General features: G+C 35.0%; 23 protein-coding genes and 1 pseudogene. 10 read left to right on the plus strand and 14 right to left on the minus strand.

The window, feature by feature from the left end:
* Positions 1 to 227: 227 nt before the first annotated feature.
* The gene (locus ACNO7W_RS02325) at positions 228 to 1,070 is read right to left on the minus strand and encodes a universal stress protein (protein ID WP_417936866.1); all 843 of its coding nucleotides are present in this window, start codon (positions 1,068 to 1,070) and stop codon (positions 228 to 230) included.
* A gap of 100 nt (positions 1,071 to 1,170) precedes the next feature.
* Positions 1,171 to 2,004: a universal stress protein gene (locus ACNO7W_RS02330; RefSeq protein ID WP_417936867.1), complete on the minus strand. Its 834-nt coding sequence runs from the start codon at positions 2,002 to 2,004 to the stop codon at positions 1,171 to 1,173.
* Between the two features lie 213 nt (positions 2,005 to 2,217).
* Between ACNO7W_RS02330 and ACNO7W_RS02335 the strand changes: the two are divergent.
* Positions 2,218 to 2,391 (plus strand): annotated as a pseudogene (locus tag ACNO7W_RS02335) (sodium-independent anion transporter); the annotation flags it as partial.
* Between the two features lie 89 nt (positions 2,392 to 2,480).
* Here ACNO7W_RS02335 and ACNO7W_RS02340 read toward each other — a convergent pair.
* A complete protein-coding gene (locus ACNO7W_RS02340) occupies positions 2,481 to 5,066 on the minus strand; it encodes a cation-translocating P-type ATPase (RefSeq protein ID WP_417936868.1) in 2,586 nt (861 codons plus the stop codon).
* Positions 5,067 to 5,142: 76 nt separating this feature from the next.
* Between ACNO7W_RS02340 and ACNO7W_RS02345 the strand changes: the two genes are divergently transcribed.
* From ACNO7W_RS02345 to ACNO7W_RS02385, 9 genes are all read left to right on the plus strand, one after another.
* Entirely contained in the window at positions 5,143 to 5,346 is a 204-nt protein-coding gene (locus ACNO7W_RS02345; protein WP_417936869.1) for a hypothetical protein, read from the plus strand.
* Positions 5,347 to 5,634: 288 nt separating this feature from the next.
* Positions 5,635 to 6,015, plus strand: a complete 381-nt coding sequence (locus tag ACNO7W_RS02350; RefSeq protein WP_417936870.1) for a hypothetical protein — start codon at positions 5,635 to 5,637, stop codon at positions 6,013 to 6,015.
* A gap of 931 nt (positions 6,016 to 6,946) precedes the next feature.
* Positions 6,947 to 8,302 (plus strand): Na(+)-translocating NADH-quinone reductase subunit A, encoded by a 1,356-nt coding sequence (locus ACNO7W_RS02355; RefSeq protein ID WP_417936871.1) that lies wholly within the window; start codon positions 6,947 to 6,949, stop codon positions 8,300 to 8,302.
* A 176-nt stretch (positions 8,303 to 8,478) separates the two neighbouring features.
* On the plus strand, positions 8,479 to 9,660 hold the full coding sequence (locus tag ACNO7W_RS02360) for an NADH:ubiquinone reductase (Na(+)-transporting) subunit B (RefSeq protein WP_417936872.1): 1,182 nt from the start codon (positions 8,479 to 8,481) through the stop codon (positions 9,658 to 9,660).
* A complete protein-coding gene (nqrC, locus tag ACNO7W_RS02365) occupies positions 9,653 to 10,369 on the plus strand; it encodes an NADH:ubiquinone reductase (Na(+)-transporting) subunit C (RefSeq protein WP_417936873.1) in 717 nt (238 codons plus the stop codon). Before ACNO7W_RS02360 ends, nqrC begins: the two co-directional genes overlap by 8 nt.
* A 25-nt stretch (positions 10,370 to 10,394) precedes the next feature.
* Positions 10,395 to 11,072: an NADH:ubiquinone reductase (Na(+)-transporting) subunit D gene (locus ACNO7W_RS02370; RefSeq protein WP_417936874.1), complete on the plus strand. Its 678-nt coding sequence runs from the start codon at positions 10,395 to 10,397 to the stop codon at positions 11,070 to 11,072.
* A gap of 46 nt (positions 11,073 to 11,118) precedes the next feature.
* Positions 11,119 to 11,733: an NADH:ubiquinone reductase (Na(+)-transporting) subunit E gene (nqrE, locus tag ACNO7W_RS02375; protein WP_417936875.1), complete on the plus strand. Its 615-nt coding sequence runs from the start codon at positions 11,119 to 11,121 to the stop codon at positions 11,731 to 11,733.
* A 21-nt stretch (positions 11,734 to 11,754) separates the two neighbouring features.
* Entirely contained in the window at positions 11,755 to 13,020 is a 1,266-nt protein-coding gene (nqrF, locus tag ACNO7W_RS02380; protein WP_417936876.1) for an NADH:ubiquinone reductase (Na(+)-transporting) subunit F, read from the plus strand.
* Between the two features lie 10 nt (positions 13,021 to 13,030).
* A complete protein-coding gene (locus ACNO7W_RS02385) occupies positions 13,031 to 14,038 on the plus strand; it encodes an FAD:protein FMN transferase (protein ID WP_417936877.1) in 1,008 nt (335 codons plus the stop codon).
* Here ACNO7W_RS02385 and ACNO7W_RS02390 read toward each other — a convergent pair.
* The 11 genes from ACNO7W_RS02390 to ACNO7W_RS02440 form a co-directional block, all read right to left on the minus strand.
* Positions 14,035 to 14,220: a membrane or secreted protein gene (locus tag ACNO7W_RS02390; RefSeq protein WP_417936878.1), complete on the minus strand. Its 186-nt coding sequence runs from the start codon at positions 14,218 to 14,220 to the stop codon at positions 14,035 to 14,037. The two genes, ACNO7W_RS02385 and ACNO7W_RS02390, sit on opposite strands and share 4 nt — an antisense overlap.
* Before the next feature lie 296 nt (positions 14,221 to 14,516).
* On the minus strand, positions 14,517 to 14,954 hold the full coding sequence (locus ACNO7W_RS02395) for a CBS domain-containing protein (RefSeq protein WP_417936879.1): 438 nt from the start codon (positions 14,952 to 14,954) through the stop codon (positions 14,517 to 14,519).
* Between the two features lie 597 nt (positions 14,955 to 15,551).
* Entirely contained in the window at positions 15,552 to 16,631 is a 1,080-nt protein-coding gene (locus ACNO7W_RS02400; protein ID WP_417936880.1) for a transposase, read from the minus strand.
* A 4-nt stretch (positions 16,632 to 16,635) separates the two neighbouring features.
* Entirely contained in the window at positions 16,636 to 17,808 is a 1,173-nt protein-coding gene (locus tag ACNO7W_RS02405; protein WP_417936881.1) for a cation-translocating P-type ATPase, read from the minus strand.
* On the minus strand, positions 17,693 to 18,184 hold the full coding sequence (locus tag ACNO7W_RS02410; RefSeq protein ID WP_417936882.1) for a hypothetical protein: 492 nt from the start codon (positions 18,182 to 18,184) through the stop codon (positions 17,693 to 17,695). The genes ACNO7W_RS02405 and ACNO7W_RS02410 overlap by 116 nt, the downstream gene beginning before the upstream one ends.
* Positions 18,177 to 18,473: a hypothetical protein gene (locus tag ACNO7W_RS02415; protein WP_417936883.1), complete on the minus strand. Its 297-nt coding sequence runs from the start codon at positions 18,471 to 18,473 to the stop codon at positions 18,177 to 18,179. Before ACNO7W_RS02415 ends, ACNO7W_RS02410 begins: the two co-directional genes overlap by 8 nt.
* 5 nt (positions 18,474 to 18,478) lie before the next feature.
* The gene (locus ACNO7W_RS02420) at positions 18,479 to 18,646 is read right to left on the minus strand and encodes a cation-transporting P-type ATPase (protein WP_417936884.1); all 168 of its coding nucleotides are present in this window, start codon (positions 18,644 to 18,646) and stop codon (positions 18,479 to 18,481) included.
* A 382-nt stretch (positions 18,647 to 19,028) separates the two neighbouring features.
* The gene (locus ACNO7W_RS02425) at positions 19,029 to 19,319 is read right to left on the minus strand and encodes a chaperone modulator CbpM (protein ID WP_417936885.1); all 291 of its coding nucleotides are present in this window, start codon (positions 19,317 to 19,319) and stop codon (positions 19,029 to 19,031) included.
* Positions 19,316 to 20,221, minus strand: coding sequence for a DnaJ C-terminal domain-containing protein (locus ACNO7W_RS02430; protein ID WP_143386481.1), 906 nt, complete (start codon positions 20,219 to 20,221; stop codon positions 19,316 to 19,318). The genes ACNO7W_RS02425 and ACNO7W_RS02430 overlap by 4 nt, the downstream gene beginning before the upstream one ends.
* A 280-nt stretch (positions 20,222 to 20,501) precedes the next feature.
* Positions 20,502 to 21,074, minus strand: a complete 573-nt coding sequence (locus ACNO7W_RS02435) for a YceI family protein (RefSeq protein ID WP_143386482.1) — start codon at positions 21,072 to 21,074, stop codon at positions 20,502 to 20,504.
* A 332-nt stretch (positions 21,075 to 21,406) separates the two neighbouring features.
* On the minus strand, positions 21,407 to 22,468 hold the full coding sequence (locus tag ACNO7W_RS02440; protein WP_143386483.1) for a reverse transcriptase domain-containing protein: 1,062 nt from the start codon (positions 22,466 to 22,468) through the stop codon (positions 21,407 to 21,409).
* Positions 22,469 to 22,904: the final 436 nt, after the last annotated feature.

Raw genomic sequence — 22,904 nt, forward strand, 5'->3', positions numbered from 1 at the left:
CCATCATAAGCACATAAACCAACACTATTAAAGCAGTAATCCGTTTCAATAAGAAAGAGTGCTCCTTTAATTATTGGAATAAAAATATATACGGAATTTTATCCTTTATTATTCATTTTGATAACAACAATAAATTCATTTAGTTGATGCTTTCATCTGATGCTAATTTCAATAATAAGGACTTGTTTTTAGATGTGACTGGGGAAGTAAATTTTGATAGCGTTGTTCTATTTAATTGGAATACTTAACAACGGAATGTTTATGTGGTAGGCTATCTTTTTTGTTACACTTTTATGGAATATCCAATTCCAAATTCCTTTTCTTTTTAAAGGATTCATCACTAAAATATCTGTTTTGTTAATTAATATTTCTTCTAAAAGTGTTTTTTCGACATCCTTCCCAACAACATGATTAAAAGTGAACGAAAAATCTTTGAATTGCATCTCAATTGTTTTTTTATACTTTTCATAGTCTTCGTCTGCTGTAAAAAAGTTTATACCCCGATCGATATGTAGAATATTAATTTGCGGATTAAAAACAAGGTTTAGTTCCAACAATGATTGGATAACTTTTTTATCTTTTTTACCGTAATTCGTAGCATAAGTGATATTTTTTGGTACTTTAAATTTATATTTTTCGGGAATGGCTAATACTGGACAAGCGACTTTAGTCATCACCTCTGCGGTAAAACTTCCTATTAACTTTTCTTTTAAGCCGCTGGCACCTTTAGTTCCCATTATTATCAAGTCAACTTTCTTTTTTTTACAAAATTCGGTTATTCTAATTCCTTGTGGCCCTTGATCCACGTGTGTGGAGATAGAAAGATTGGCATTTTTCTTTAAAATAGAGTCTTTGATAGCGTTAAGTCGATCTGTTAAAATTCTATTGGTATCAAGATTTTCCTTATTGCTTAGCGTAAGCGGATAAAAACCACTTTCAAAAGGTATAAAACAATGATACAAAATTAGCGATACATCAACCAGCGAGGTTGTTTTTAAGACATAATGAATCGCGGAATCTGCCGAAAGGGAGAAATCCGTGGGTACAAGTATTGTTTTTATTGAATTCATAATGTTATTTTTTTAATTATGAGATTATTATTCTATAAAGAAATTTTTTACTAAAGCCACAACTTGATTAACTGTCATGATGACAATCATTTAAATTTTTTTAGTTTTGTTTAACTATTATTTTTTTGATCGAAAGTAATGGCAATTTTAATTGATTTGCCATCTCTTCCGTTTTGCTGCTGATAAAAATTTTGTCGAACCAAGATTTTTCATCAGGAAACATAACTAGAATTTGCGGTTTATGTTTTACTAAATATTTTTTTAGTTGCTCAGCCATAGTTTGCTCAAGGGTAGCTTTTTGTTCAATAAATTTAATTTTTTTATAACTAAGCGATTTTATTTTCTTTTCTATTGTTTTCTTTTCGTCATCCGTACTATTGTACCCATAATTCAAATTCAATATTTCAATGGTCGCATCTAATTGTTTTGCGATGGGAATAATATGTTTCAGTTCATTAAAAGTGTTTTTTAAGTCGGAAGCATAAACAATGGTGTCTATTTTCCTGAAACGATACCGCTGTGGAATTGCAAGTACGGGAACGGTTGATTTTGAAATAACACCAGAGGTATTACTGCCAAACAATATTTGTCTTAACCCACTTGCACCATGGGTTCCCATAATTATTAAATCAACCTTAGCTTTTCGGGATACATCTAAAATCGTATCAATGGGATCGCCTATGGTAACCAAGTTATGACAAGATACTTCAACATATTTATTGCACAAGTCTTCTAAATTTTTTTGACTTTCTTTTTTGACTCTGGCATTTTCCTCGGCAATTATTCCGGGAATCCTATTATAATTTCCTAATATTGGAATATATGTATGTAGCAAAACTATTTTGTTGTTTGTCGCTTGAGCAAAGGCATTAGCATACTTTAATGCGTTATTTGCATTGGATGAAAAGTCTGTGGGTATAAGTATTGTTTTCATGATTTTCTTTTTATTTTAATAAAAACACACATCAATTCTATCTTTTTAACCTCTACTCGTATTCAACTGTTTTCAATAATTATAGTAAATTTAGTTTAAAATAATTTAATATTCTAGTGTTGAAATTTGTTTTAAATAATTGTTAATCAATTTATTAGTTCTGTTTTTGTATTGTTGTTTCAATGCCAGAATAGTTTATTTAAAAATTGTTTTTTATTTTGTGCTCCAGTAATTGAGCAATTACCCATGGCCGCTTTAGTAGGTTTTATGATTATGGTTGCCATAGGAACTTTTGAATGGGCTAGTTTAAAAATATTTAATAAAATGCCTAAGCATGATGTTTTTCTGGTTATAATTGTGTCTTTAATCACTGTCTCCATGTTAAATTAGTATATCCAGTATAAAAAAATAATCAATAAGATGAAGAATAAAGGGACTCATATATTGTTTTTAAAAGCAAATTACTAGTATTGATGCTAATGCTGTTTTCTGTTTTTCAAACGGAAGACCCATTTCTCACATTCCACCGCAAAAAACACAATACCTGATACGGCTAAGGTTATTGCCAATTCGAAAAAAGTTAGCGGCTGTGTTCTGAAAATAGCATTAAAGAAAGGAGTGTAAATTATCATCAATTGTAAAACAACAGTCAGAAATAAAGCTCCTAAAAGGGGTTTGTTTGAAAACACTCCAATTTTAAAAACAGATTCCCGCTCCGAACGAATTGCCATTACATGCCCCATCTGGCTAAAGCAAAGCACCGTGAATGCCATGGTTTGCCAATGGGTATTTTCACTGTGTATTGCCCATGCCTGCATCCCAAGAGTTACCACGCCCATCAAAAAACCCACCCATAAAATGTGTATTGCCATGCCACCGGCAAAAATGTTTTGTTTCGGATTTCTTGGCGGTCGTTTCATAATGTTGGTTTCGGCTGGTTCTGATGCCAATGCCAATCCGGGTAAACCATCGGTTACCAGATTAATCCAAAGGATATGTACTGCTAACAGCGGGACAGGCAACAAGAAGAACGGAGCCAGAAAAATAGCCCATATCTCTCCGCTATTACTAGTCATCGTATATTTGATGAATTTCAGGATATTGTCAAATATTTTTCGTCCGTGTTTTACGGCAACTACAATGGTGGCAAAATTATCGTCAAGCAATATCATGTGAGAGGCTTCTTTGGACACTTCGGTCCCGTTAATACCCATAGCAATACCTATGTCGGCATTTTTAAGTGCGGGGGCATCATTCACGCCATCTCCCGTCATGGCAACAAATTGATTTTTGGCTTGCAATGCAGTGACTATTTTTAATTTTTGTTCGGGATTTACACGCGCATATACCCTGACTTTTTCAACAATCTTCTCAAAATCATATTCACTTAGTTTGGCAAGTTCGGTTCCGTCTAACACAATATCTTCCTCCGAAGAAATGATTCCCAAATATTTTGCGATAGCTTTAGCCGTGAGTTTGTGGTCGCCTGTAATCATTACTGGAATAATGCCGGCTTGTTTACACTCTGTTACCGCTTGTTTTGCTTCCTCACGCGGAGGGTCAATCATTCCGGCAAAACCAATAAGCGTTAATGATGATTCTATTTCATCCGCATTTACGTTTTCAGGCAATGAGGGGAGCATTTTCATTGCATATCCTAACACGCGATAACCCTTCTCAGCCATCTCATCCGCTTTGCGTTCAAATTCAGGAATAAATGATTTCTGTTCGTCATTCAGTTTTCTAAATAAAACATCCACTGCGCCTTTTGTTATGACGATAATTCCATTTTCGGTTTGATGTAAAGTAGTCATGCACTTTCGTGTGGAATCAAACGGAAGTTCTGCAATTCTCGGAAACTTCTTTTCTAAAACACTTCTATCTGAATTATTATTGGAGGCATATTGGGTCAATGCGACTTCGGTAGAATCACCCAGCCATTTCCCGTCTTTGTCTTTCGAAACATCATTGTTCAATGCCATTGCATTCAGTAAAGGGTTATTTTCTGAAAACACGGAATTGATTTTGTTATCTGCTGTTTCAAAAATTTCCTGCACGGTCATTTTATTCAGCGTAAGCGTTCCCGTTTTATCAGAACAAATATAGGTCACGGAACCGAGTGTTTCAACGGCAGGAAGTTTGCGGATGAGTGTATTGCTTTTCACTAGTTGCTTTGCGCCAAATGCGAGAGCAATGGTTACAACAGCCGGCAATGCTTCCGGAATGGCAGCGACAGCAAGCGAAATGGAGGTAAGAAGCATCGTTAAAATTTCTTCTCCACGCAGCCAACCGATAAGAAAGATCACGGTGCAAATAATCAATACAACAACTGATAATCTTTTCCCAAAAGCCGCTAATCTTTTTTGCAATGGGGTTGATGTCTCATCGGTTTGAATCATTTTAGCAATACGACCAAGTTCGGTGTTCATTCCGGTTGTCGCTACATAAGCAAGAGCTCGCCCGTTAGTGATAAATGTTCCTTTGAACCCCAGGTTTATTCTGTCACCAAGTGGATAATCTCCTTCGGGGAGTTTTTCAGGATTCTTTTCCACGTTATGTGATTCGCCGGTAAGAGCCGATTCATCCACTTTTATTTGGTGTGTTTCAAAAAAACGAACATCGGCAGGGATAATATTTCCGGCTTCAAGCAATACCACATCTCCAGGCACTAAATCAGAAGCTGGAATATCAATAGTTTTTCCATTGCGCAAAATGCGGGCATTACTGGCTGCCATACTCTTTAAGGCTTCCATCGCTTTTTCTGCACGGTATTCCTGTACAAACCCGACGATGGCGTTGATGACCACAATGGCAAGAATAATTACCGTATCCGTTATGTCTCCCAATATGCCTGAAATAATTGCCGATGCAATAAGAACGAGAATCATAAAATCAGTCAACTGATGCAGTAACATCTGCAAAATGCTTTTCTTTTTTTTATCTTCGATTTGATTTTTCCCGTGTTTGGACAAGCGTTGTGATGCCGAAACATCATCAATGCCTGACGGAGTTGTGTTTAACAACTGTTCTATTTCTAAAAGAGGTAGTAAGTGCCAGTTCATCGTTTTGTTTTTTTACTTTTTATAATATAATAAAGATATCATTAGTACATAGACTAACAGTATTAATGCTGTATCTATGGCGAGTTTCCATTTTTCTTCCCTAAATACAATGCCGGTAATGCCAGTTGCCATGATGATGATTGTACTAAGCGCAGCTATGATTATGGCTTGTAAAAAGGAAAATAGGTCCTTTTGTGTACAGAATATCATTAAGTGCCAGAATAAAGATATTGAAAATATTGCTTCCAAAAATATTAACGATGGAACAATTTGCCAATAAACTTTGTCCCAATCCACTTATCTCTGCAAGGTTTTGCCAAAATAAGGCAGTAGCATGGCAGCACCCATCAGAGTAATGGCATTCATCGCATACCTGAGAACCACTTGTTTTAGGGTGATAGAATAGGAATGTTTCTTATTATTTTCTTTTTTATCGTAGAGAAATACAACACGAATGGCAACGAGGTATAAAATAAGAAAACAAATAAAAGGTACTACTAATACTATCGTCCTAAAATGGGTTGGCTAAGAATTCTATTGAAAGTTAAAATCTAAAAAAATAAGTATTATGATGACAATAATCGCAAAATGGATAATTATACTTTTCGGAATATTCTTTATCAGTGTTGGCTTAATTATGCTCTTTGCACCAAAAAAAGCAAGACAGATTTTAAGAAAAGCAGGCAGCACTAATTTTATAAACTATGCCGAAATAACAATAAGAATGATACCAGCAACAGGTCTGATTTTATATTCAGATTTTTCCAAATTTCCAGATTACTTTAAGATTTTTGGATGGTTTATGCTTATTACTTCATTAGTTCTTTATTTTGTTCCAAGACAGATCCATCATAATTATTCATTAAAGTGTGCCGATATCATTAAGCCTTTATATTTTCAATTAATTTCTCCTTTTGCAATTCTAATTGGAATAAGTAGTTGTTGTTAAATAATCGACACTTTTGTTTATCTTTGTCTGATGCTAAAAAGTCACATACTCCAGACCCTTAATAATGCTATCGATGAAATCCTAGCAAACATTGGAAAAAAATACACTATCGATTTTGCTTAAAAGTGTCTATTATTTAAAAGTAACTACTTAGTAATACTTTATTCTGTTTCATAACAAATTATATTAACCATATAATTAATCGAGTTACTTACTTAAAGACTAATATTAAGTCTAATGAACTCAAACTTTATTGTTGTTTTTAACGACTGTAAATACTTTAGAGCATCATTAACAAAATGAAATATTTGCATTTTAAAGAAAAACACACCCCTAACCCCTCTCAAGAGGGGAATTCGCCTCTGCTAACATTTAACCTTTAGTTGTTTGTTAAGTAAATAAGTCGATAATTAAATATTCAAGAAGCTAAAAAATAAAGTACTTTCGCTAAAACATCTGGCAAACTGGGCGAGAAAGTCCCTCAAAATGAACTCCCCCAAAAGTTTAGTTTTTAGTGCAACTATTTTTTCGTTGTTTTTGTTTATAACATCCAAACTTAAATGCTTCCGAAACTCAACAAGTAACGAAACCTCAAATGGAGTTTCATCCGAAAAAACTAGAGTTGGCGCACACTTTTTTGGGCTGTTTAGCATAATACCTTTAATTTAGTTCCTCGAATACAATTATATCTGATTGAACTACAAATTAATATGTCTTTCTCAGCAGACCCTAATTAGCTCAAGCTATATACAATCATTTTTTATGAAAATAAAAGTTTTTGTTGCTGTTTTAAGGTAAAATCACTAAATTAGTTCTTTATTGTCCCCTAAATCAAATGGTTATAGCTAAAATGCTTGAATTCATTGAGTAAACCAGAACTGCGTCAAATACCAGAAAATTATCATTAATGCCCAATAAAATTAGATAATGTATGAGTGAATATATTAAACTTAAACGGGGATTGAATCTTAAATTGATAGGGGAGGCTGTGAAGACTGTTCAAGACATGCCCATAGCTGACCTATTTGCCATAAAACCAACGGACTTTACTGGTCTCACTCCAAAATTACTGGTTAAAGTAGGTGATAATGTATTTGCAGGTACTCCCTTGTTTTATAATAAAAATAATGAAGCCGTTAAAGTAAGCTCCCCAGTTAGTGGCGAAGTGGTCGAAATTCTTCGTGGAGAAAAAAGAGTGATCTTGGAAATTAAAATACTGGCAGATAGGGAAATTAAATATGCCCCATTTAAAAAATCAAATCCTAATCAATTTGACAGGGAAGAAGTAATTGAAATATTATTGAATAGCGGTGTTTGGCCATTTATTCGTCAGCGTCCCTATGGAATTATAGCCAATCCGAGTGAAAGTCCAAAATCTATTTTTATTTCTGCTTTTGACAGTAATCCATTGGCTCCCGATAATGATTTTATCATGTCCGGGAATGAAATCCATTTTCAAACTGGCTTGGATGCATTAAAAAAATTAACTAATGGGAAAATACATTTGAATGTGAGAGACAATCCCGCTCCTCCTGCCATTTTTGCAAATGCAAAGGTTGTGCAACTCAACAAAATATCCGGTCCTCATCCTGCTGGTAATGTGGGCGTACAAATACACCATATTGATTCCGTAAACAAAGGAGAAGTAGTCTGGCACATCAATCCACAAGACGTGTTAATCATTGGTAAATTATTTAGTGAGGGAATATTTGATGCAACAAGATTGATTGCATTAACTGGTTCACAGATTAATGAACCAAAATATTTTAAAACCATTGTAGGCTGCTCGATAAAAAATATTATAGCTGATGGTGGCTTACGAAAGGGAGAAAACAGAATCATCAGCGGCAATATTTTATCCGGTAATCAAATTCCCGCAGACGGTTATTTAGGTTTTTATGATTCACAAATAACCGTTATTCCTGAAGGCAATGAATTTGGGTTTATGGGCTGGTTAGCGCCGGGGATTAATAAATTCAGTATGTCCCGTACTTTTTTCTCCTGGCTAACACCCAATAAAAAGCACGATTTGAACACCAACCTGCACGGCGAAGAACGTCCATTTGTAGTAACCGGCGAATATGAAAAAGTGTTTCCGATGGATATTTACCCGGTATATCTTTTAAAATCAATATTGATTGAAGATATAGATATGATGGAAAAGCTCGGTATTTACGAAGTAGTGGAAGAAGATTTTGCACTCTGTGAATTGGTCTGTACATCAAAGATAAAATCGCAGGAAATCATACGGCATGGACTTGATATTATGCGTAAAGAATTCAGTTGATACCAATTGATTTATATTTAATTCAAATCAATTTTTTAAATAGAAAACTATTTGCTTATATTTATTAAAACAACTATAATACACAGTTAAAATATTATTAAGGCGTTGATTTATAATGGATATGACCTCATTATAAATAAGTAGGTATCTGAATTTTATCATCAAAATAATTGAATTTGAAGCCACTTAGAAAATTACTCACCAACATAAAACCCAACTTTGAAAAAGGTGGAAAACTGGAAAAATTTTATCCGGCATTCAATGCATTCGAAACTTTTCTCTTTGTTCCCAATCACACCACAGCAAGCAAAGGAGCTCATGTACGTGATGCCATAGATTTAAAACGCACCATGATATTGGTTGTACTTTCCTTAGTGCCCTGTCTTTTATTCGGTATGTGGAATGTAGGCTATCAACATCACCAGGCTTTGGGAATTACAGACGCTTCCTTATTGGATAATTTTATTTTCGGGGTAATCAAAGTAATGCCGTTAGTCATCGTATCCTACGGTGCAGGTTTATCAACAGAATTTATTTTTGCTATCATAAGGAAACACACTATTAACGAAGGTTTTTTGGTTTCAGGCATGTTAATTCCATTAATAATGCCTGTCGATGTGCCATTATGGATGGTGGCAGTTTCAACAATTTTCGCAGTAATCATCGGAAAAGAAGTTTTTGGAGGTACAGGTATGAATATTTTAAATCCGGCACTTACGGCCAGGGCATTTCTATTTTTTGCCTATCCCTCAAAAATGTCGGGTAATGAAGTTTGGATAAATACAAGTACGGATAAAGGGCAGACTTTAGTTGATGGTTACAGCGGTGCCACACCTTTGGGCAACGCTGCGGCAGGTCTTGCCGATAAAATTCCCGGAACTATGGAATCCTTTATTGGTGCCATTCCCGGCTCCATAGGCGAAACTTCTACAATTGCCTGCTTGATCGGTGCGGCGATTTTACTATACACCGGTATTGGCAGCTGGCGCATCATGTCGTCCGTTTTTGTGGGCGGATTTTTAATGGCACTTATTTTTAATCTGTTTGGATTGAATACGTTGATGCAGATCACACCGCAACATCATTTAGTTTTGGGTGGCTTCGCATTTGGTGCCATTTTTATGGCCACCGATCCGGTGAGTGCTGCACAAACTAATACAGGAAAATACATTTATGGTTTTTTAATAGGAATGTTTGCCATCCTGCTCAGAGTTTTTAACCCGGCATATCCCGAGGGGATGATGTTGTCCATTTTATTTATGAATGTAATGGCACCTTTAATAGATCATTATGTAGTTGCAGCAAATATTAAACGAAGACTAAAAAGGGTAAAGCCCGTACAAAATCAAAATGCATAAAGACAGTAATAAAGCCACATTTCTTTTTTCCTCCGGTATGGTGGTGGTTATAGCTGTACTGTTATCTGTAGCTGCTATTAGCCTTGCTCCGTATCAGGCAAAAAATATTAGGATAGAAAAAATGAAAAACATTTTAACCAGTATTTCTGTATATGCTGAAACCGGTGAGGCTGAGCAATTTTTTAACCAATATATAACCAAACAAATTGTTTTAAATAATAAAGGAGAAGAAGTAAAGGGCAAAGTTACTGCGTTTGATATAGACCTTAAAAAAGAACTGGACAAAATAAAAACTGGTAAAACTGATGAACAATTATTTCCGCTCTTCATTTGTAATAAAGACGGAGAATCTTTTTATATCATTCCTGTACAAGGAAAGGGATTATGGGGACCAATATGGGGATACATTTCCCTAAAAGGTGATATGAACACGATTTACGGCGCCAGCTTTGGACATAAAAGTGAAACACCCGGGCTTGGCGCCGAAATTGAAACAGAAAAATTTCAGCAGCAGTTCATCGGAAAAAAAATATTTGATGAATCAGGAAATTTTGTTTCGGTAACCGTTATTAAAGGAGGTGCATCTCCAATTGATATGCATGGCGTGGATGCCATTTCAGGAGCAACAATAACCAGCAAAGGTGTTACAGAAATGTTTAAAAGAACACTTAGCAATTATATACCTTATTTTAAAAGTAGAAGGCCATAGCATTTATAAACTTAAATAACAGTATATGAGCACAGAAACAACAACTCCTGCAAACCCCAAAGAACCAAAAGAAGGTTTGTTTTCTCCAAAAAACAAACGCCTTTTGTATGACCCGTTAAACGATAATAACCCAATTACGGTACAGATATTGGGCATCTGTTCGGCGTTAGCTGTTACAGTGAAAATGAAACCATCTATTGTTATGGCCATTGCGGTAATATTAGTTTGTGCTTTTTCGAATGTTATCATTTCATTTATCAGAAACATTATTCCAAACCGCATTCGTATTATTGTTCAGTTAACAGTAGTTGCCACAATGGTTATTTTGGTAGATCAATTTTTAAAAGCTTTTGTGTTTGATGTAAGTAAACAACTATCGGTTTTTGTTGGGCTAATTATTACAAACTGTATCATTATGGGTCGGTTAGAAGCATTTGCAATGGCAAATAAACCCTGGCCTTCGTTTTTAGACGGTATCGGTAACGGATTTGGTTATGGATTAATATTGGTTATCGTTTCTATGATAAGAGAATTACTAGGCTCCGGTGAATTGATGGGTTTTCGCATTATACCGGAATCCGTTTATAAGATGGGATATTTTAATAATAGCTTCTTTATTATGCCGCCTATGGCGCTAATCATTGTTGGAATTATCATTTGGGTACAACGAAGCCGGAACAGAAAATTAATAGAGTCAAAATAATTATACTGACAGCAACTAAAAAACAACGTTATTTAAACATTTTTTTATGGAACATGTAAATATTTTTATAAAAGCAATTTTTATTGAGAATATGATATTTGCCTATTTTCTGGGCATGTGTTCTTACTTAGCCATTTCCAAAACCGTAAAGAGTGCCATAGGATTGGGGCTTGCAGTGATATTTGTTTTACTGATTTCGGTGCCGGTTTGTTATATGCTGGAGAATTATGTGTTAAAAGCAGGGGCTTTAAAATGGTTGTCCTCCGACTTTGCAACAATTGATCTCAGTTTTTTAAGTTTTATCTTGTTCATCGCAACCATTGCCTCCATTGTTCAGTTGTTAGAGATGATTGTTGAAAAATATGCACCTGCTCTGTACACAACCTTAGGCATATTCTTACCACTCATTGCAGTAAACTGTTCTATTTTGGGAGGTGCATTATTTATGAAGGAAAGGGAATACGCCACATTAGGAGAGGCTACCGTTTTTGGATTGGGTTCTGGTGTAGGGTGGTTTCTGGCAATAGTTGCATTATCAGCTATTCGGGAAAAATTACGGTACTCAAATATCCCTGAACCTTTAAGAGGCTTGGGAATTACTTTTATCTTAACCGGATTAATGGCTATTGCATTTATGAGTTTTATGGGGATTTCGTTATAAATCTATAATCAAATAAAAAAAATGATAATTTTAAGTATTGATAGTACGACAGTTATTAGCAGCATAGTTGTTTTCTTAGGATTCAATTTGGTGCTAGTGTATATTATTCTGTATGCAAAATCAAAACTTACTCCTTCCGGATTAGTTAAAATAATCATTAACGGAAAGGAAGTACTTGAAACTGAAGCTGGTTCAACTCTGCTTACCACCTTATCTAATAAAAATATATTTTTGCCCTCGGCCTGCGGTGGTGGTGGAACCTGTGCCATGTGCAAATGCCAGGTATTATCAGGTGGTGGCGCAATTTTAACCACAGAAATCCCTTATTTTACAAGAAAACAACAGCAATCAAACTGGCGGTTGGGTTGTCAGGTAAAAGTGAAACAAGATATGGAAATAACTATTCCTCAAAAAATATTGGGAATTAAAAAATGGGAATGTGAAGTTGTTTCAAATGATAATTTGGCCACCTATATTAAAGAACTTGTAGTAAAATTACCCGAAGCTGAATTTCTGGAATTTGAGTCGGGTTGTTATATCCAAATAGACGTACCCGTATGTGTAATTGATTTTAAAAAGGATCTTTATAAAATTGATGATCGATTTAAGGCCGATTATGATAAGTTCAAAATCTGGGATCTGAAAATGAAAAATCCAGAACCCGTTTTCCGAGCTTACTCAATGGCTAATCATCCAGCCGAAGGGAATATCATCATGTTGAATGTCCGTCTTGCCACACCTCCATTCGACAGAAAAGCAGGTGGATTCATGAAGGTAAATCCGGGGATTTGTTCCTCTTATATATTTACCCTAAAGCCCGGAGACAAAGTAAATATTGCGGGTCCATTTGGCGATTTTCATATCAAGCCTACAAAAAAAGAAATGATTTACATTGGCGGTGGTGCAGGGATGGCACCGTTGCGTTCACATTTATTTCATATTTTTCACACCAAAAAAGAAAGGGATAGAAAAGTTACTTTCTGGTACGGAGGAAGATCATTAAAGGAAATTTTTTATACTGATCATTTCAGAGATATTGAAAAAGAATTTCCTAATTTTCAATACAATGTTGCGCTCTCAGAACCGCAGCCTGAAGACAATTGGACAGGTTATACAGGTTTCATTCATAATGTGCTTTATGAAAATTATCTGAAGCTTCATGAAGCACCAGAAGATGTAGAATATTATATTTGCGGACCACCTATGATGATGGCTGCGATTTTTAAAATGCTTGATGACCTTGGTGTCCAGCCTGATAATATTGCTTTTGATGATTTTGGAGGATAAAAAAACATATATGATAAAATTCCTGTTCCCTATTCTTGCATCCATTATTTTTTTTACTGGCTGTAACTCCAATAAGAAATCTTTAATTAAGGTTGAAGGAAATGCGCAGGGTACTACTTACCACATTTCTTATTTATCTGATGATGAAGTCAATCACAAAACAGCCATTGACTCACTGTTAAAAGAGATTGACGCATCCATGTCAACTTGGCTTCCTGGTTCAATTATTTCAAGAATAAATAATAACGACAACAGCGTTGTAGTTGATCAATATTTTATTGACGTGTTTAATAAATCACTTGAAGTTTCAGAAAAAACCGACGGTCTTTTTGATGTAACGGTTGGTCCTTTGGTAAATTCATGGGGATTTGGCTTTACTAAAAAAGCTACTCTGGATAGCACCACAATCGACAGTTTACTTCATTTTGTTGGCTACAAAATGTTGAAACTTGAGGGTAACAAAATAATAAAAGCGAAACCAGAGATTAAAATTGATTTTAATGCCATTGCACAAGGATATACAGTAGATGTTTTGGCTAATTATCTTGAAAGCAAAGGAATAGACAATTACTTAGTTGAACTGGGCGGTGAGCTTAAAGCTAAAGGAAAAAAAGAAAATGAAAATTGGAAAGTTGGTATTGATAAACCCGATGAAAAAGCAACATCAGAAAGAAAACTTGAAGCTGTAATAAATTTAAACAATAAAGCCCTGGCTACTTCCGGAAATTATCGAAAATTTTATGAAGAGAGTGGCCAGAAATTTTCCCATATTATCGACCCAAGAACGGGCTACCCCGCCAAACAGGATTTATTAAGCGCCACGGTGATTGCGGATGACGGTATTACTGCAGACGCTTATGCCACTGCTTTTATGGTGATGGGATTGAAAAAATCGATTCGGTTTTTAGAAGACAACAAAGACTTAAAACTGGAAGTGTATTTTATTTATGATGATAACGGAAACTTGAAAACATATGCATCCGAAAGTTTAAAAAAATGGATAAAGGAATTACACTAAGATTTACATTTCTCCTTAGGGTTTGCCCCACAAATACCGCAAGTACCTTCCTCGTTTTGTATTAATGGATTATTACTGCTGCAAGTGCCGGAAAACCTTCCATTTTTTTTTACTAATATTTTAATGGCAATCCCGGCAAAGGCAAGCGCTAAAAGAACAATTGAAAGGATGATGGTTTCCATAATTAAATATCATTAATGTCCTATAAAAAATTAAATTTTATGACTTATAATCAATCGTTTATGTTTTTGCTTTTCTTTTTTTCTAAAAAAAGGTGTGAAAAAAACGATAATTGTTCGCTTTCATCCTTGTCGGCAATTCCAGTCTTTTTCTGGATTTTATAAAACCTCTTCAGCTGAATATAATTGAAAAGATGAGTTTTGCAAAAACTGACCCAGTTTTAAAAAGACCAACTCCTTTTTTCGTTTCTTTTTATCATGGCTATGAATACTATTATTCAGAGTTAATTAATTTCATTTCAAATCTTCTTAGTTCCAGTAATATAGGAATCCAAATGATCAATGGTATTTTTTTGGATATCGATTATTGCCTTTACCACATCGCCGATGGAGACAATGCCTATAACTTGACCATCAGATAAAACTGGTAAATGCCTGATTCTTTTCGTGGTCATTAAATCCATACAATAATCTAAATTATCAGTTGGTTTTACAGTAACCACATCCCGATCCATGATTTCATGCACGAAAGTTTCTTTTGAAGATTTGTTTTTCAAAGCAATTTTTCGAGCATAATCCCTTTCAGACAAAACACCTTTTAAAATATTATCTTCTATTATTAAAAGAGCTCCAACATTTTTTTCTCCCATTATTCTCAATGCTTCATATACTGTGATAGTAGAAAGTATCGAATGAACTTCCTTTCCTTTTACGTCTAATATTTGATTTACAGTCATAATAGATATATTTAATTGATAATAAATTTAATGAAAAATATAAGATAAAGGAATAAAAACTTCAATTATATTTTAAATTTTGGTACTGCCACATATATCAATATTCATCATAATTTGCTCCAATTGAAAAAATATTTTTATTGATTTCTAGTAGCTTACATATTTTAGTTTGGCAATGTATCCAAAAAACAGCTGTCCAGCTCTTCGTTGGACTGCTATTTTTTTATTGCGGTGTAATAGCTGCGAAGGGAGAGAGGACGTTTTTTGTGTGGACGACCGACTAGAGCTGCCGAACGAAATAAAGAGAACAACCGGAGTGAGATCGATTTATTGTTCGTGATGCTGTTCCTTGCAGCTATTTTGAAAATTAATTTGGATGCAAAAAAACTTGATGACGTAAAATAAGCTTTTTTGGCCGTTATTGAAATTTTTAGATCCATTAGTACTACAGTTCCAGATGAGTATGAAGAAACCAAAAAGAATCAACTATTGTGTTTGAATAGTATCATTTATAATTTAAATACCATTAAAGCTGTATTATTACACGCTATTTATGCGTAAATTAGCAATCGGTATTACCATAATTATTAACTCACGTTACGCAAAATCCAAGTCTAAATTAGATATGGGTGTTGATAACTTTCGTAGTTCTAAATAGGCTGCTTTTGTAGCTGCCATATTGATTTTGGATTTTAGGGCAAAATGATTTTTGCTTGTTCTAATTTTTATCAGCTCTAATTTTACATATGCCGTTATTGACGCAATAAAATGGCTAATTAGGGTTTTAGGTGTTCTTGTTGGCGATTTAGAAAATGCGGCATTGCTCTTTATAGACTTGTGATATTCTTCTACTTTCCACCTTTTTTTGTAGATTGTAGTGATTTGAGAGAACGTTAAACTTAAATCAGATGAGGCAAGATAAAGTTCGCCAGTACTTCCGTCTCCGTTTTTGAAAACTTGTTTGCTCAGTAATATTGGGAAATCCAATTTCTCAAAGTAAACAGACATGACGCACTCCTCAAGGCCCAATGATTTAATATTTACATAAACTCCATTTTTTTTATCCTCTTGACTTAATGCTACTCTTCGATTGTCTTTGACAGCCATGATAAAATCCTTTTTACAGACAATTTTACAAAAAGCCATATTCTCAACGGAGCTAAACCAACTGTCATTTAAAACATATTTGAAGTCCAAATTATAGCTCGATTGATAAAGCATATTTCTAAACATTTCATTTTTAGTTATCTCACTCTTCATAATCGCTTTACCTTTTTTGTTTATTGAAGGCTTTGTTTTCTTAACAAAATCAACACAAACAGGTAAACTGATATCGTTACTATGATATAATGCTGTCAAAAAATTAACCCCTTTTACACATCTCCCGACCGTATGGTCAAAATGCCACTGCATGAGTTCATTACTGTCGGTGTATTTTTTTTCTTCAATGGAATCATCAAATATTAATACCGCTTCTGAGTTTCTTATTTCATGGCACATGGATTTAGTTTTTTTCCAAAGACTTTCTGAACTAAAAAAACCTGAGGATAATAAACGCGTGAATTGATCATGACAAATTGTATTTCCTGTGAACTCTGAAATACCCGTTGCGGTTATTTGACCTTGACAAGCCAATAAATAATCTGTGTAAATATCGCTTAACTTATTAACATCCATATAGCTAATATATCACTTTTCTTGCGTAACATGAGTTAATAAATTTGAGGATGTTATCAAATATTTTTCTGCCGTGCCTGACTGCAACTACGATAGTGGCAAAATTATCATCCAGTAAAATCATGTGTGAGGCTTCTTTGGAAACTTCCGTGCCGTTAATTCCCATCGCAATACCGATGTCGGCATTTTTAAGCGCCGGTGCATCATTCACACCATCGCCTGTCATGGCGACAAAGTGGTTTTTTGATTGCAAGGCATTAATGATTCTTAATTTCTGTTCTGGATTTACCCGTGCATATACTTTTACTTTTTCCACGATATTTATAAACTCAATCTGTGTTAATGCTGTAAGTTCTGGACCTGTCAGTACCAGATCTTCATCGGTAGAAATAATCCCCAGTTTTTCGGCAATGGCTTTGGCGGTTAGTTTATGATCGCCCGTAATCATAACAGGAATAATACCTGCTTCTTTACATTCAGTAACAGCTTGCCTTGCTTCCTTGCGCGGAGGGTCAATCATTCCGGCAAAACCAATAAGGGTTAATTCCGTTTCGATTTCATCAGCATCCAAATTTTCCGGCAACGAGGGAAGAATTTTCATTGCATATCCCAGCACCCGATATCCTTTCTCGGCCATCTCGTTGACTTTGAGTTCAAATTCAGGAATAAGCGATTTTTGATCGACATTCAGTTTGTCAAAAAGCACGTCTACAGCACCTTTTGTAATCACAATAATGGCTGTGCTCTGGTCAGCAGCAGGATTTTCGATTTGATGGATTGTAGTCATGCATTTTCTTTTAGAATCAAAAGGCAATTCTGCAATTCGGGGAAATTTTAATTCTAAATCGGCGCGGTTTAAATTTTTATCGAAAGCATATTGAACTAGTGCCACTTCGGTTGAATCTCCAAGCCATTTCCCGTTTTCCTCTTTGGAGACATCATTATTTAAAGCCATTATATGGAGAAGCATATTGTTTTCTGCAAAAACAGCATCATATTTTGTATCTGAAGTTTCAAAAATTTCCTGTACGGTCATTTTATTTAGCGTAAGGGTTCCTGTTTTATCTGAGCAGATATAAGTTACGGAACCCAATGTCTCCACAGCCGGTAATTTCCGGATGAGCGCATTGTTTTTTGCTAATTTCTTGGCACCAAAGGCAAGTGCAATGGTTACCAATGCCGGCAATGCTTCGGGAATGGCTGCGACAGCAAGCGAAATGGAAGTAAATTAAAACAGATTCTCCTCGCAACCATCCGATAAAGAAAATTACGGTGCAGATTATAAGAATGGTAACCGATAATCGTTTGCCGAAAGCGGCTAATCTTTTTTGTAAAGGTGTAGCGGTTTCATCGGTTTGGATCATTTTTGCGATGTTTCCCAACTCGGTATCCATTCCTGTTGCCACCACATAAGCAAGTGCTCGTCCGCTGGTAATGGATGTTCCTTTATAACCCATGTTTGCCCGGTCGCCAAGCGGATAGTCTCCTGCGGAAAGTTCTTCCGGATTTTTCTCCACGTTATTGGATTCCCCTGTAAGGGCAGATTCATCCACTTTTACCTGATGTGTTTACATCAGCAGGAATAATATTTCCGGCTTCAAGTACCACCACATCTCCCGGCACTAAATCGGAAGCAGGAATATCAATCATCTTTCCTTCACGTAAAACAAGGGCATGGTTTGTGGCCATATTTTTCAATGCTTCCATTGCTTTTTCTGCACGGTATTCTTGTATGAACCCCACAAAAGCGTTAATTACAACAATGGAAAGAATTATTATCGCATCTGTTACATCGCCCAATATTCCAGAAATAACTGCTGCTATAATAAGGATGAGTATCATAAAGTCTAATAGCTGATGTAGTAACATCTGCAAAATAGTCTTCTTTTTTTATCCTCAATTTGATTTTTCCCGTGTTCATGCAAGCGCTGGGAAGCCCTTACAGCATCAATGCCGGATGGATTTGTACTCAGCAAATGGGCTATTTCCGAAAGAGGGAGTAAATGCCAGTTCATCGTTTTAGTTTTTATTTTATATGATACGGATACCGAAAAAAACTTTGTCCTAAACTGCTTGCATGAGCAAAATGTTCGCTAAAATAGGATAGAAGCATTGCAGTTACCACCAAAATAATAGCATTCATAGAATTGCTAATAACTACTTGTTTAAGGTCAGGGGGATAGGATTGCTTTCTTTCTTCTTAATGATCGTTCCCTCTTTTTATCGTAAAGAAAAATATCCTGAATTAGCAGGCACCTGATGCTTATTCTAATGATGAGGACTTGATTTAGAAGTGACTTGGGGATAGAACGTGTGATGCTATTGGTTACTAAAAAGTATTACTTTTTAGATTTTAAGATTTTTTTTTTTAAGGATTAATACAATTTTAAGTACCATTCAACTTTCGTACAAACGCAATCTGTTTTTAACAGAAATCAATTCATTTTGTAAATCATCTATTTTTTGCAACAGATTAAATACCACATCAATTCCTTCGATGTTAACGGCTAATTCTTGATGTATTCGTATCATTTTTTCTATTTCATAAATATCAGTATCAATATATTGCATTTCTTTAATCGTTTTTATTTCGATCAGACCCATTTCGCTGAGATTGTTAAAGAAAGATATTTCCACTTTATAATGGGTGCATAATGCAGGTATAGGGATGAGGTTTTCTATGTTCATGACATTCTTAACTTAGCAAGTTCCGTAAATAATTCTTTTTCTTTTTCGGTAAGATTTGTGGGTATTTGTACTTGATAGGTAATATATAAATCACCAGATTCCCCTTCCTTTTTATAAATAGGAAATCCTTTTCCTTTCAGTTTTACTTTTGTTCCGTTTTGAGTTCCGGGTTTTACGCTCAGTTTTACCTTTCCGTCAAAAGTGTCGGCGGTGATATCACCACCCAATACGGCGGTATATAAATCTAAATCAACAGTGTAGTATAGATTATGTTTGTCCAGTTTAAAATTCGTATGGTTTTCAACGGTGAAAGTGATGTACAAATCCCCTTTAGGTCCACCGCCGGAACCTTCACCACCCAAACCGCTGATTTTTATTTGCTGACCATTCTCCACTCCGGCAGGAATAGTGATTCGTATGTTTTTGCCATTGATGGTTAAGGTTCGTTTGTGGGTCGTGTATACGTCTTTTAGATCAAGATGCAGTTCAGCATTAAAATCCTGTCCTTTAAACTGCGCATTACGACGACCTCCGCCTCCTGATGAACGACCACCAAACATCGATTCAAAAAAATCAGAAAAATCTCCACCGCCGCCACCGCCAAATCCGCCAAAACCATCCTGCTGACCGCCTCTATGGTATTGTCGTTGTTGTTTTGATTTCTCAAATTCTTCGGCATGTTGCCAGTTTTCACCGTATTCATCGTATTTTTTACGATTCTCGGCATGGCTCAATACTTCATTGGCCTCATTGATTTCCTTGAATTTTCTTTCGGCTTCCTTGTCGTTGGGATTTAAGTCGGGATGGTATTTTCTGGCGAGTTTTCGATACGCCTTTTTAATATCGGCTTCGGTTGCTTTTTTGTCCACCTCAAGAATCTTGTAATAGTCTATAAATGCCATCCTGGATTGTTTTTATAATTACTGTTACTATGATTAGTTTTATATTTTTATGACAGTATGAGGCACCAAAATTCATCCTGTCTAATGGAGCATTCCAACTATCAAATTTAATCAATTTTTCGTTGTTAAAACGGAATAAATTAGATTATTTCATTGGTATATAAATGATTAGTCCTAAAAAAGATTGCCTTTTTTAGGACTAATAAAGATAAAAAACTTGTTTCCTATAATCATTTTAGCCTGTATCAATGACAGGGTTTCTATAATCAATGATAAAAGATTATTGTTTTATAAATTCACTATTTACTTTAATTTTCACTTCATCACTAATCATTGCCGGAGGAAATTTTGGACCGATGTCAAAATCAGAACGTTTTAGAATTCCGCTAAACTGAAAACCGGCTGTGATTGCTTTTGATTGTGGATTTTCTATAGTTCCTCTGTACCACATATTGATAGTTACCGGCTTTGTTATTCCATGAAGTGTGAGGTTGCCCATTAGTTTGTATTTGTCTTTTTCAATTTTTTCTATTGATGTGCTTTTGAAAGTCATTTTTGGATATTTTTCCACTTCAAAGAATTCAGCACTTCGTAAATGATTATCTCGCATTTCTACTTCGGTATCGATTGATGCCAGTTCTGTTGAAAGTTCAAAGCTAGCGTCACTAAAATCGGTTTTGTTGGTTGTGGCAGTTATCTCAAAGGTTTTGAATAATCCTGCAATATCCGATATACCATGATGCACAGTGCTAAAAGATAATTTAGAATGCATTGGGTCTGCTTTCCATGCTGTTTGTGCAAATAGAAAAGTAGAGAAAAATAGTGATGCGATAATTGTCGTTATTTTTTTCATGGCTTATTACTTTTTTAATTATTTGATTTGTTATAAAGACGTTCAGAACTTGAAATCGGACTTTAGTCAATCGTTTTCTGATGTTCAAAATAGGCCAGGTCCTAAATATAAATGATTAAAAATTTCAGATTTTTGTTTATCAAATTTAATCAATTATTTAATGCTGAAATGAAATAAAGTATTTTATTTCAGGTAGTTATGGGATGTAAAAAGCCCCAAAATGGAGCTTCTTAGTTGTTTTTATAATTAATGCGAATCAAGGGTTAAAATGTGCCATTGGGCACAAAAAAGAGTTTTCAACACTCAATCTGTATAAATAGGAGTGTTTCTTTTTATATTGGCAACAATTCGTCTTCCAATGCTTTTAAATCGTGTTTCTTTTTTAGGTCAATCAGTATAGATTTGTACCCAATAAATTCCGTGTCTTTTGGGTTTATTTGTAACACAAAATTTATTTTTCCCAGCAAATGTTCCAGATAATTCTTCTGGTTAATCTCTCTATATTCGCGGTGTTCCTCAAAACCAAATTTCTTAATGTAATACATGGCCTGTCTTAACTCATTACGTTTATGAAAAACCACTTGCGGTTTCTCATTGACCACAATGCCTGTAACGGCTTGGCGTGTATTAGACGTCATGAGTTTGGTTTTGTTTTTATTGATTCGAAGGTTTAATTTTTCAACGATTTCCGTTACTTTAAGAAGCAGTTTATTCTCATCAAAATCGCCAGAAAAACTCATGTCATCTGCATAACGGGTGTATCTTATTTTTTGCTCTTTGCAATACGCAGCAATGGCAGCATCGGCATCTTTAAAAATTAAATTCGAAAGATAGGGACTCGTGGGTGCGCCTTGTGGCAAAGTCTTGTCACGGGTGCATAATTTGGAAAGCAATCTGGATACCATCTTAGAATACCCCAATTGATGAAACTCTTTTTCAACCGCCTCAATGGTAATCGATGGAAAGAAATGTTCCAAATCCAGCGTGAAAACTTTGGGTTGGTTTTTATGGAATCTCAGGTTTTCCAGCAACGTTACATTGGGTCTGTATGCTTTCGCAAAAGGGCTAATGGGTGCTTTATAAAGAATGTTTTTTAGAATCCAGATTTGGATTTCTTTCAAACTGGGAAGTGGCTCGGAAATAAGACGTTTGGTGCCGTTTTTTTTGGTAATCTCAAAATCCCGATAAAAATATCTGGGGAAAATAGACGCTTTTTTTAGGTATTCTTTTTTATATCCTACATGAGCTGATAAGTGGGTAGGATTGTAAATTACAGGGACATCATGTGAAAATAAAACTTCAGCATAATCCAGACAGCGTTGAATATTGGGCAGGGAATATCCTATTTTACGGGCTTCCTTGATAAAGGCTTCTTTGTATTGGGCAAAATCCATAGGGTTTAAATCGTTAATGGAGTAGGGACTATTTTGTCCCTAACCCCGATTAAGAATACCGGTTTAAAAGTTTGGAGCTCCGCGGAGAATCTTTTAAACCTGGTGCTTGAAAGAGCATTCAATTACAGAACAGTGACTCACGGCTCCGTCGTTAACCTGGGCTAACAAAGTTCTTTGAGAAATGAACTAGAAAAACAATTCATCCTGACTGGGAACAAATAGTGTTTTTCTGTCTAATTTCGGGATTTTATTCTTGAAATCCTTTTGAATCCAGTCCTCTTTTTTTTTAGTTTTTATTCGATGAGGTTCCATTTCTTTAAATTCTAAATTAGTATTTTAAAAATTGTAAAGCACTTATTTATAATGTTTTATTGGTTTAAATGATAGAGTTAAAGTTACAAAAAATATTTAATTAACAGTACTGATAATCATAATT

The organism is Flavobacterium sp. ZB4R12 (assembly GCF_048276375.1).
Taxonomy (GTDB): Bacteria; Bacteroidota; Bacteroidia; order Flavobacteriales; family Flavobacteriaceae; genus Flavobacterium; species Flavobacterium gawalongense.

What these genes read in the sequence shown, in the direction of transcription:
- ACNO7W_RS02325 (WP_417936866.1), bottom strand. Translation starts at nt 1,070, where the DNA reads ATGAATTCAATAAAAACAATACTTGTACCCACGGATTTCTCCCTTTCG.
- ACNO7W_RS02330 (WP_417936867.1), bottom strand. Translation starts at nt 2,004, where the DNA reads ATGAAAACAATACTTATACCCACAGACTTTTCATCCAATGCAAATAAC.
- ACNO7W_RS02340 (WP_417936868.1), bottom strand. Translation starts at nt 5,066, where the DNA reads ATGAACTGGCACTTACTACCTCTTTTAGAAATAGAACAGTTGTTAAAC.
- ACNO7W_RS02345 (WP_417936869.1), top strand. Translation starts at nt 5,143, where the DNA reads ATGGCGAGTTTCCATTTTTCTTCCCTAAATACAATGCCGGTAATGCCA.
- ACNO7W_RS02350 (WP_417936870.1), top strand. Translation starts at nt 5,635, where the DNA reads ATGATGACAATAATCGCAAAATGGATAATTATACTTTTCGGAATATTC.
- ACNO7W_RS02355 (WP_417936871.1), top strand. Translation starts at nt 6,947, where the DNA reads ATGAGTGAATATATTAAACTTAAACGGGGATTGAATCTTAAATTGATA.
- nqrC (WP_417936873.1), top strand. Translation starts at nt 9,653, where the DNA reads ATGCATAAAGACAGTAATAAAGCCACATTTCTTTTTTCCTCCGGTATG.
- ACNO7W_RS02370 (WP_417936874.1), top strand. Translation starts at nt 10,395, where the DNA reads ATGAGCACAGAAACAACAACTCCTGCAAACCCCAAAGAACCAAAAGAA.
- nqrE (WP_417936875.1), top strand. Translation starts at nt 11,119, where the DNA reads ATGGAACATGTAAATATTTTTATAAAAGCAATTTTTATTGAGAATATG.
- nqrF (WP_417936876.1), top strand. Translation starts at nt 11,755, where the DNA reads ATGATAATTTTAAGTATTGATAGTACGACAGTTATTAGCAGCATAGTT.
- ACNO7W_RS02385 (WP_417936877.1), top strand. Translation starts at nt 13,031, where the DNA reads ATGATAAAATTCCTGTTCCCTATTCTTGCATCCATTATTTTTTTTACT.
- ACNO7W_RS02390 (WP_417936878.1), bottom strand. Translation starts at nt 14,220, where the DNA reads ATGGAAACCATCATCCTTTCAATTGTTCTTTTAGCGCTTGCCTTTGCC.
- ACNO7W_RS02395 (WP_417936879.1), bottom strand. Translation starts at nt 14,954, where the DNA reads ATGACTGTAAATCAAATATTAGACGTAAAAGGAAAGGAAGTTCATTCG.
- ACNO7W_RS02400 (WP_417936880.1), bottom strand. Translation starts at nt 16,631, where the DNA reads ATGGATGTTAATAAGTTAAGCGATATTTACACAGATTATTTATTGGCT.
- ACNO7W_RS02415 (WP_417936883.1), bottom strand. Translation starts at nt 18,473, where the DNA reads ATGATACTCATCCTTATTATAGCAGCAGTTATTTCTGGAATATTGGGC.
- ACNO7W_RS02420 (WP_417936884.1), bottom strand. Translation starts at nt 18,646, where the DNA reads ATGAACTGGCATTTACTCCCTCTTTCGGAAATAGCCCATTTGCTGAGT.
- ACNO7W_RS02425 (WP_417936885.1), bottom strand. Translation starts at nt 19,319, where the DNA reads ATGAACATAGAAAACCTCATCCCTATACCTGCATTATGCACCCATTAT.
- ACNO7W_RS02430 (WP_143386481.1), bottom strand. Translation starts at nt 20,221, where the DNA reads ATGGCATTTATAGACTATTACAAGATTCTTGAGGTGGACAAAAAAGCA.
- ACNO7W_RS02435 (WP_143386482.1), bottom strand. Translation starts at nt 21,074, where the DNA reads ATGAAAAAAATAACGACAATTATCGCATCACTATTTTTCTCTACTTTT.
- ACNO7W_RS02440 (WP_143386483.1), bottom strand. Translation starts at nt 22,468, where the DNA reads ATGGATTTTGCCCAATACAAAGAAGCCTTTATCAAGGAAGCCCGTAAA.